Genomic DNA, 9,906 nt, shown 5'->3' on the forward strand with positions numbered 1-9,906 from the left:
AAGCAAAGCGATGTCTTTTTTCAATTCTTCAATTTGCTCATCTGAATGAATTAATTGACTTAAATTCTCTTCCAACTGTTGTTGTATAGCTAATAATTCTGTGTTATTTGCTACCCGATGTTTTTGTTGTAAAGTATATAAAACATCTAATCGTTGTTGAATAATTGTTAATCGCTCTGCACTATGAAGTGTTTTTTCTTCAATACTAGCTGTTTCATCTGAAATGTCTTTAAGTTCAATTATACTCGAACGCAAACGCTCATATAGAATATTAATTTCAGGATTAAATTTTTCTATACTTTGCAGCTGTGCAGCAGCTTCCTTTAAAATACTTGTTCCAGAAATTTCATTTTCAGTAAGTAGGGAAGTAGTGGCTAATAAACTTCTTTTAATACTTTCTGCATGAGTTAATCTTTCTAATTCTTGTTCCAATTCCTCTTGCTCACCTTCTTTTAATCCAGCTTGCTCCAATTCATTATATAAAAATTGCTCGTAATCTTGTTTGCTGCGGGCTTCATCAGCATTGCTAATTAAGCTTTTCAACTGTAAATTATCTTGTTTTAGCTTTTTAAAACCAGCTCTATACTTTGCTAAAAGCGATGCATGATTAGCCAAAGAATCTACAATCAATAACTGGAAATCCGAATCGTTAATTTCTTGTGTAGCATGCTGAGAATGGATATCAATGAGCTGCTCGCCAATTTGTTTTAAAATAGTAAGATTAACGGGGGTATCATTAATAAACGATCTTGATTTCCCATCCATAGAAATTTCTCTTCGTAAGATGCTTTCTTTAAAAAAATCTAAATCATTCGCTTCAAAAATGGGTTTTAGCTTTTCATCTACCAATAAAAATATACCTTCTATAACACATTTCTTATTTTGATTAAAAAAGTATTTGCTCTCTGCCCGCTGACCTAAAATCAGTGAAAGCGCACCTAAAATGATAGATTTTCCTGCGCCAGTTTCGCCTGTTATAATGTTTAAACCTTGATCAAATTCAATGTCCAAACTATCAATTAAAGCATAATTATGTATAGAAAGTTTTTGTAGCATATCGTGATGCTAAATTAACATAAAAGCCTTTAGCTTTCAAGAATAGATTTGGGTTTAATAAAATAAAAAAGGGTAAGAAAATCATTTCTTACCCTCAGTGTATCATTTGTTTGGTGTTGTTAATTCTCTTTATTTTTAAGTTTTAATTCAAAAGCCTTATCTAATTCAAGTTTCAATGGAGCAGCATCAAGCTTTAAGTTATTTAATTTTTCTAGTTTTAAGCTTGGAGTTTCTAAAAAAGCATTAGAAGTGTTTAACTTCAAATTAGTAATAGTTGAAAGTTTAGCAGTTAAAGGCAAAAAAGCTTTTTGTACATCTAAGTTGCTGTCAAATAATAAGAAAGCTTTGTCAGTTTTAATTCCTTTAGCTTTTTTTAATTCCTCTATATCCTTTTCATATTTTTTTCTCAACTCTTGGTACTCTGGTGAATCTTGAAGCTTTTTCATCTCTTCTATTTTATCTTTCCATTCCTTAGAGTTAAATTTTTTATTCATTTCCTCTGCATTTTTTTGGATATCAGCCATTTTGCTTTTCCATTCTGGTGAATTGAATTTTTTCTCCATTGCTTCGGCATTCAATTTAATCTTAGCCATTTTATCTTTCCACTCTGGTGAATTGAATTTTTTCTCCATTTCTTTAGAGTTAAATTCAATCTTAGCCATCTTATCTTTCCACTCTGGAGAGTTGAATTTTTTCTCCATTGCTTCGGCATTTAATTTAATCTTAGCCATTTTGTCTTTCCACTCTGGAGAATTGAACTTTTTCTCCATTTCTTTGGAATTAAACTCAAGCTTAGCCATCTTATCTTTCCACTCTGGTGAGTTGAACTTTTTCTCCATTGCTTCAGCATTCAACTTAATCTTATCCATTTTAGTTTTCCACTCTGGAGAATTGAATTTTTTATCAAGCTCAGCCATTTTTTTCTTCAAACTATCTGGCATATCATCCATCGTTGTATAGATTACTTCTTTACCATCATTTCCTTTAACAATCATTTTAAATTGCTTTTTCTTTTTGGTTGTATCGGTATCCGCTCTAACTACTAAATGGTTATTTAAATCTTTTGTTTCACTTGGGGCTGCTTTAATTAATGTTAAAGAAATAGCCTTCTTGGTTTTTTCTGCTGGTTTTTTCGTTGGATTCATCCATGCCAATGAAACAACAGTGGCAATGGTTAAAGTCAGGATGAAGAATTGCTGTTTAGCATTCATATAATTCGTTTTCATATCTGTAATTCTTTTAATTCGTTGGTACAAATGTTGATTTTTGCCCGTTGCTGCAAGTGACAGCGACGGCGTTTGTTTGTCTTTTAATAATTCTAACTTCAATAGCGCATGTGCATAGGTTAACGGAGTTCCTGTAAAATTAACCACCAAGTCATCGCAGGCATGTTCTCTTTCTATATGTATGAATTTGGTGGTAAGCCATACAAATGGATTAAAAAACAATAACGTCTCTATACATGTTTTAACAAGGTTGATTAGATAATCGTTACGACGAATGTGTGATAATTCGTGTATTAAAATCGCTTCAACTTGTTTCAGATCCAATTGTGTAGCTAATGCAACTGGAAATAATACAACAGGCTTAAAAAATCCAATCACCAAAGGCACGTTAACTTTAGACGATAGGAAAAATTTAACTGTTTTATTAATCTTTAATTGGGCAAGTGTTAATTCGAAAATTGTACTCCACTCTGCAGGAATTGATATGGTGTTTACCTGCTTAAATTTTTTAAGTTTTACATAGCTTGATAAAAGGATGAGCAATTGAAAAGCAATCCCAACCAAATAAATCGTAACCACCAAAGGGAAATATGCTTCAGTTTTAAAATTAAAATTTCTACTTAGCTCCGATAAATTCTGGTAAGGAGTCTGGTTAAATGCTATGCTTTCTATAGATGGACTTGTTGTTGGTAACTCAAACACTTTGAAAAAAGTAAAACAAAAACTCGCAAAAATTAGAAACAAGGATCCAAAAGCAAGATTATGTTTTAATCTTGCATTCATTTTAGGCCAAGCCATCAAAACGATGAATAAAATAGCATAAATAATTGCGCCTTGCCATAGCGAATGAAGAATGCTCCACCCAATAGCTTTAATAAAATTATTTACCATTGCTTCCATGATTATTTGTTTTCAAGTTTTTCCAAATATTCTTTAATCAAATCTATCTCCTCCTGGCTTGCTGTTTTATTTCCTAAGGCCTGCATTACTAAACGAGCAGCAGAACCGTTAAAAACGTTATCTATCATTTTATTAACCAATTGTTGTTGAGTTTTTTCTTGGTTAATTAATGCACGATAAATATGCGTTTTAGCACTAGTATCTCTGTCTACTAAACCTTTCTCATGCATAATTTGCATTAGTTTTAAAGTTGTGGTATAACCAGCATCTTTTTTATTTAAATCTTCGTGAACTTCTCGAACGGTACAGTTTCCTTTTTGCCAAAGTACCTGTAAAATTTCCATTTCGCCTTCTGTTGGTTTGATGTTTGGATTGCTCATTTTGTTACACTACGAATTTTTTCGTATTCAAATGTACGAATGTATTCGTATAAACAAAATATTTTAACGAAAATTTAACAATTTTTTTTTCAAAGAGATCAAAAAGCCGCTTAACGAGCCTTTTTTAAGGCTTCGTATTTGCTGATATTAGCTGGGTCGATATCGCTTAATAGATTATAAGCTTTGATTTTTTCTTGTAAATCTATAGTGGATAATACATTGGTAATCTCATCAGCCTTGGTTGCGAAATAAACATTAGGAAAAATAGATCCTAACTTTTGCTTATCCATTTGTTGTACAGCTGGCAATAATGCGAGTATGTTTTTTGCTCCATTAGATACATTATCTTGCAGTTTATCCAACCCATTAAAGTGATAGTTATAAATAAAAACGCGAAGTTCTTTAAACGTAGCATTCAGCAGATTTTCATTTAACCAATAACGATTACGTAAGCCATCGAATGCTTTCCAACCTTTGTTGCCAGAAATTTGTGCAACATTTAAAACGTTTTGAGCTTTGTTATAATAGGGTGTACCTCCTAATTTGCTAAAGCTATCCTTATCTAAACCAATAATGGTATAGGCATAATAACCTAAAAGTGAACTTAAATTGGTGATGAAATTTTGATCAGAAAAATCTAAAGATTGCCCATCATTGTAATTAAAATCAAAATCTTTATCGTTAATATTTAGTAGGGTACTGTAATAAGAACTAGCATAAACTGGCCTGCTAGATTGTATTTGAGCTTCAGCAGTATAAGCAGAACTACCATCCCATGAAGTTATGGTGAGTACAAAATTACATTCAATTCTCTCTTGGGGTAAATAAGTTTCAGTAGTCCACTTATTATTATTCAAAAAATCTCTAATTGTATTCTGCAGTACTTCTAGGTTTTTCTTATTGATATTAGAAATGTTTGGTGCTAAGATTTGTACTCGAGTATTTAATTCTTGTGCATGTACAAAACCACAAACTAGTAGTAACAAGATAAAACCTATAATTTTCTTCATTTATGTATTAATTTAAGTATTTCAGCACAAATATCTTTTGCTACCTCAATTTTAGATTTTATTTCAAAACTAGTTTTATTATATCCTCTATTAAATATGGTGATTTTATTGGTATCTGTTTTGAAACCAGCACCCTTATCATTTAATGAGTTTAATACAATGAGATCTAGATTCTTTTTCTGCAATTTTTCTTTTGCATACGTTTCTTCCTGTTCCGTCTCTAATGCAAATCCAACTAAAAACTGATTATCTCTTTTAATATTGCCCAAGCTTGCTAAAATATCTGTAGTTTTTTTAAGATTGATGCAGAATTCGCTATCCTTCTTTTTGATTTTCTGCGAAGCAACTTCAGTAGGAGTGTAGTCTGCAACAGCTGCACTCATAATAATAATATCACTTTGTGAAAATTTTTCCATACAGGCAGAAAGCATATCTGCCGCACTTATGACATCAATCCGTTGTAATTGCGAAGTTGTTTTTTCGGCAGTAGGTCCAGTAATTAACGTTACGTCAGCGCCTAAAGCAACCATTTCATTAGCCAAAGCAAAACCCATTTTACCCGAAGAATGATTACCGATAAAACGAACAGGATCTATCGCCTCATAAGTTGGACCAGCAGTAACTAGAACTTTTTTGCCAAGTAAGGGTAAGGTCTTCTTTATTTCCGTTGTTAAAAATTCAACAATCTCATATGGCTCAGCCATCCGACCTTCGCCATATAAACCACTAGCTAGCTCGCCTTTATTTGGTGCAATAACAGTATTACCAAAGCTTTTTAGTTTTTCAATATTTTCTTGAGTGCTTTCATGCTTCCACATATCTAAGTCCATTGCAGGAGCTAGAAATACAGGGCACTTAGCAGAAAGGTAAACTGCGGTAAGTAAATTATCACACAAGCCATTCGCCATTTTACCAATGGTGTTGGCAGAAGCAGGAGCAATTAACATATAATTGGCCCAAAGACCCAATTCCACATGATTACTCCAAACGCCAGTTTCGGCTTCAAAATATTGAGTATAAACAGGATTTTTAGAAAGAGTAGCCAACGTAAGAGGAGTAATGAAATTACTCGCATCGGCAGTAAGTATAACCTTAACGTTCGCACCACTTTTTATAAGCGCTCTCACTAATAGAGCAGACTTATAAGCGGCTATGCTACCACAAACACCAAGGATAATATTTTTTTTGCTAAGCATGATAACCAAAGATTAGAAATTAAGTTGGCTTACCAAAACGTATTAAAGCTTTAAGCCGCAGATGCGCAAATTAAATGTAATCTGCATACCTGCGGCTTGTATATTTAGCCAATTAGCTAATTATTTTTGTTGCTCTTTAGCAGGATTTCTATAATAAATTTTATCGTTCAAAAATTCATCAATTGCAATTAAGCTTGGCTTAGGCATACGCTCATAATGCTTGCTAATTTCAATTTGCTCTCTGTTCTCAAAAATCTCTTCTAGGTTATCATTAGATGAAGCAAATTCTGCCAATTTGCCGTGCAACTCTTCTTTCATGTTATTAGAAATCTGATTAGCCCTTTTTGAAATTATCACTAAAGACTCATAAATGTTATCAGTATTTTGATCTAAATCATGTACATTTCTCGTTACCGTAGTATTTGGTATAGCGGGTTTTGGTGTATTCATTATTCTATGGGTTTTTAATCTCTACTTTATTAGTTGTACTATCTTTTTGTTTTTCGCCTTTCTTTTGTAAGGCATTATATTTAGCTACTAAAGCTGCTTCTTCAGCAATAAGTCTTCTAGCAGTTATAATTCCAGCTTCACTATCGTCCTTCAACTGCTTAGCTTCTTTTGCATATTTACTATTAGGATAAGCTTCAATAAACTCTTTATAATAACCAATTGCTTCATTAAAACGATCTTCTTGTCTAACTGCATAACTATTTTTCGCATACATATATTGCGATTTAATAATTAACAAATTCATTTCCTCAGCATATTTAATATCTGGGAATTCAATTTGAGCATTTTTTAAAGCTATTACAGCCGATTTATAATTAGTAATATCATAACCACCTAAATCATAATATAATTTAGCGTTATCAAAAGCTTTGCTTTCTAACTTACCACGTAAATTAGCAATATATTGAGCAGCTTGCGTTGCACGATCACTTTTTGGATATAAGTTGATAAACAACTGCAATGCGTCAATAGCTTTATAAGTATTCTCTTGATCTAAAGATGATTTTGGGGAATCTAAATAATAACAATAAGCCCCCATATAACGACACTCTTCTGCATTTTTACTGGCAGGATAAGTATCTGCAAACTCTTTAAATTTATAACGAGCTGTTGTATAATCTTTTAAACGATAAAGCGTAAAAGCATAATAATAATTCAAATCTTCTGCCTCTGCAGTCCCTCTATATTTTTGTGCTAAGCCCTCAAATAAAATTAAAGCCTTAGAATAGTCCTTCTTGTTATATAATCTAATACCTTCTTGGTATTTTTTGGCAACATCATTACTTAAGCGTAATTTTTCAAAACGGCTTTTACAACCCGCTAAACTTAATAAAACGATAGTAAAACTTAAAATAAATAAGTGTTTAATTTTAAACATTGTGCAAAGATAAGGTAATAATACGATAACGTCAATTAAAAATAATAGTCCGCTAAGCTAATTAAAGGCTTTCAACCTATCAAACACTTAACAATTTTTAACATAAAGCCTTAAATAAACACTAAATTATAAGGTATTTAATATATAGCTTAACAAATTGCATTCATTAGTATATATATATATAAGGATAACCTCTCACGTATTTATCTTCATTGGTATTATTAAGTATTGGCCAATATTAGAAAAGCAAGTTGGTATATATATATACTATGGCTAGTCCCGCTACGATTTCAATCTTTTATCTACTCGTATAGATTTCAATAACTATACTTCATTGCAAAAAGTATTTCCGTTTATATCGGGTTTATTAACAATCTTCTGTTCATCTCATGGATTTTTCCACTCAAGCAGGCTCACTAAAGAAAAAAGCAAAGATTAACAGATCAAAGGCAAATTAATTATCGTGAACTTCTCAGGTTGAAGTTAAACAAAAAAAGTACGCTGTTTTTCCTTAAGATTTGCTCCGAGTTAAGGTATGGTTAAGACTATAATAAATCCGCGTCTAGTCCGCGTTTTTACGTAATAACGCGGACTAGATGCGGACTAGATGCGGACTTACTCTTAGCATGACCCAAGCTTGACCCTGGTTGTTCGCGTCTGAATAAAAGAAGAACTAGGTAGTGGTACTGTCCTTGTATTCGAGATAAAGATAAATTAGTCTATATATCACAGTTTATATTTATTAGCAAACGCTGCCAATGTATAAGTTCTTTGGTTCCGTTCTTTGCTGTCGCCCTTGGTTAGGCTTCTGGGTTGTTACTACGCCGTGGGCTTAGTTAACGAAGTTGCCATGCATTCCAATACATTCCATGTGGGTTTCCCCTCAATCAACCTGCTACAGTTACGCAGCTTAAACTTTTTCTGGGTGTCTATCATACACTTAGGTGTTTTGTGCGGGGAATAACGCGTAGGGGCTTGTGTTTAAGGGGAGGTTTTGCTATCTTTGCGTCCCGCTCCGGAGGAGGGGGATGTGTGCCGGAAACGGCGCTGAGGGTACTGAAAGCGTGGAACGAAAAGAAAACAGCTGATAACAAGCGGTTTACGCCAAGCCCCAAAAAACTTTAAAAAAAAGTTTTGGGAAGCGGAAAAGTTTCCTACCTTTGCAACCCGCTACGGAGGTAACGGCACAGGAAGAAAGGGATAATGGAGGAGAGGGATTTGAAATGCGGAGGCTATATAAAAGGCAAACAGCGGAACGAAAAAAAAGTTTCGATTTTTTTTAAAAAAAGTTTGCACGGATAAAAAAGTTTCCTACCTTTGCAGTCCCAAACAAAACGGGAGTTCGCCAGCGGATGTTGGCAGGACAGAAAAACAAGATTGAAACAGTGATAACGTCGAGTAGCGTTTCGGAACATTAAAGACCGATACAAAGCAGAACGGGACATTGCAACATATACAGATCACCGCGAGGTACGATCGGAAAGTTCATTAAAGAGATATCATTTATACAACGCAGCGGGGCAAACAGTACGATTTCAAAGTACATGACACCAAGCTGTTTCTTAAGTCTGTTCTATCAGACAACATAATAGAATACAAGACTATTTAATTTTTAATAACACTAGAATAAGAATGGTCAGTGTTCAGACAACACATTTTACAATGGAGAGTTTGATCCTGGCTCAGGATGAACGCTAGCGGCAGGCCTAATACATGCAAGTCGAGGGGTAGTGGTTGCTTGCAACCATGAGACCGGCGCACGGGTGCGTAACGCGTATGCAATCTACCTCTATCTGGGGGATAGCCCGAAGAAATTCGGATTAACACCGCATAAAATCACAGTACGGCATCGTACAATGATCAAATATTTATAGGATAGGGATGAGCATGCGTGACATTAGTTAGTTGGCGGGGTAACGGCCCACCAAGACCACGATGTCTAGGGGATCTGAGAGGATGACCCCCCACACTGGTACTGAGACACGGACCAGACTCCTACGGGAGGCAGCAGTAAGGAATATTGGTCAATGGAGGCAACTCTGAACCAGCCATGCCGCGTGCAGGAAGACAGCCCTCTGGGTCGTAAACTGCTTTTATTCGGGAATAAACCTATCTACGTGTAGATAGCTGAATGTACCGAAGGAATAAGGATCGGCTAACTCCGTGCCAGCAGCCGCGGTAATACGGAGGATCCAAGCGTTATCCGGATTTATTGGGTTTAAAGGGTGCGTAGGCGGCCTGTTAAGTCAGGGGTGAAAGACGGTAGCTCAACTATCGCAGTGCCCTTGATACTGATGGGCTTGAATACACTAGAGGTAGGCGGAATGTGACAAGTAGCGGTGAAATGCATAGATATGTCACAGAACACCGATTGCGAAGGCAGCTTACTATGGTGTCATTGACGCTGAGGCACGAAAGCGTGGGGATCAAACAGGATTAGATACCCTGGTAGTCCACGCCCTAAACGATGAATACTCGCTGTTGGCGATACACAGTCAGCGGCTAAGCGAAAGCGTTAAGTATTCCACCTGGGGAGTACGCTCGCAAGAGTGAAACTCAAAGGAATTGACGGGGGCCCGCACAAGCGGAGGAGCATGTGGTTTAATTCGATGATACGCGAGGAACCTTACCCGGGCTTGAAAGTTAGTGAAGTATCCAGAGATGGATGCGTCCGCAAGGACACGAAACTAGGTGCTGCATGGCTGTCGTCAGCTCGTGCCGTGAGGTGTTGGGTTAAGTCCCGCAACGAGC

At 35.3% G+C, this 9,906-nt stretch carries 7 protein-coding genes and 1 rRNA gene; 1 reads left to right on the plus strand and 7 read right to left on the minus strand.

Going from position 1 to position 9,906, the window contains the following annotated elements; translation table 11 throughout:
• The 7 genes from WC622_RS11385 to WC622_RS11415 all read right to left on the minus strand — a co-directional run.
• The coding region (locus WC622_RS11385) for an AAA family ATPase (RefSeq protein WP_372819816.1) at positions 1-1,056 on the minus strand (1,056 nt) is incomplete at its 3' end.
• Between the two features lie 119 nt (positions 1,057-1,175).
• Complete coding sequence (locus tag WC622_RS11390) at positions 1,176-3,182, minus strand: M56 family metallopeptidase (protein ID WP_372819817.1); 2,007 nt, start codon at positions 3,180-3,182, stop codon at positions 1,176-1,178.
• Positions 3,183-3,184: 2 nt separating this feature from the next.
• Positions 3,185-3,562: a BlaI/MecI/CopY family transcriptional regulator gene (locus WC622_RS11395; protein ID WP_372819818.1), complete on the minus strand. Its 378-nt coding sequence runs from the start codon at positions 3,560-3,562 to the stop codon at positions 3,185-3,187.
• Between the two features lie 110 nt (positions 3,563-3,672).
• Positions 3,673-4,572, minus strand: a complete 900-nt coding sequence (locus WC622_RS11400) for a DUF4835 family protein (protein ID WP_372819819.1) — start codon at positions 4,570-4,572, stop codon at positions 3,673-3,675.
• Complete coding sequence (gene coaBC, locus WC622_RS11405; protein ID WP_372819820.1) at positions 4,569-5,768, minus strand: bifunctional phosphopantothenoylcysteine decarboxylase/phosphopantothenate--cysteine ligase CoaBC; 1,200 nt, start codon at positions 5,766-5,768, stop codon at positions 4,569-4,571. The genes WC622_RS11400 and coaBC overlap by 4 nt, the downstream gene beginning before the upstream one ends.
• A 120-nt stretch (positions 5,769-5,888) precedes the next feature.
• The gene (locus tag WC622_RS11410; RefSeq protein ID WP_372819821.1) at positions 5,889-6,218 is read right to left on the minus strand and encodes a DNA-directed RNA polymerase subunit omega; all 330 of its coding nucleotides are present in this window, start codon (positions 6,216-6,218) and stop codon (positions 5,889-5,891) included.
• A 4-nt stretch (positions 6,219-6,222) separates the two neighbouring features.
• Positions 6,223-7,155 (minus strand): outer membrane protein assembly factor BamD, encoded by a 933-nt coding sequence (locus tag WC622_RS11415; protein WP_372819822.1) that lies wholly within the window; start codon positions 7,153-7,155, stop codon positions 6,223-6,225.
• A gap of 1,659 nt (positions 7,156-8,814) precedes the next feature.
• Between WC622_RS11415 and WC622_RS11420 the strand changes: the two genes are divergently transcribed.
• Positions 8,815-9,906 (plus strand): 16S ribosomal RNA (locus WC622_RS11420); the annotation flags it as partial.

Source organism: Pedobacter sp. (assembly GCF_041662865.1).
In the GTDB taxonomy this organism is placed as follows: domain Bacteria; phylum Bacteroidota; class Bacteroidia; order Sphingobacteriales; family Sphingobacteriaceae; genus Pedobacter.

Bases quoted from the DNA above. Each gene is read 5' to 3' on its own strand.
- WC622_RS11415 (WP_372819822.1), bottom strand. From the start codon at position 7,155: ATGTTTAAAATTAAACACTTATTTATTTTAAGTTTTACTATCGTTTTA.
- WC622_RS11400 (WP_372819819.1), bottom strand. From the start codon at position 4,572: ATGAAGAAAATTATAGGTTTTATCTTGTTACTACTAGTTTGTGGTTTT.
- WC622_RS11410 (WP_372819821.1), bottom strand. From the start codon at position 6,218: ATGAATACACCAAAACCCGCTATACCAAATACTACGGTAACGAGAAAT.
- coaBC (WP_372819820.1), bottom strand. From the start codon at position 5,768: ATGCTTAGCAAAAAAAATATTATCCTTGGTGTTTGTGGTAGCATAGCC.
- WC622_RS11390 (WP_372819817.1), bottom strand. From the start codon at position 3,182: ATGGAAGCAATGGTAAATAATTTTATTAAAGCTATTGGGTGGAGCATT.
- WC622_RS11395 (WP_372819818.1), bottom strand. From the start codon at position 3,562: ATGAGCAATCCAAACATCAAACCAACAGAAGGCGAAATGGAAATTTTA.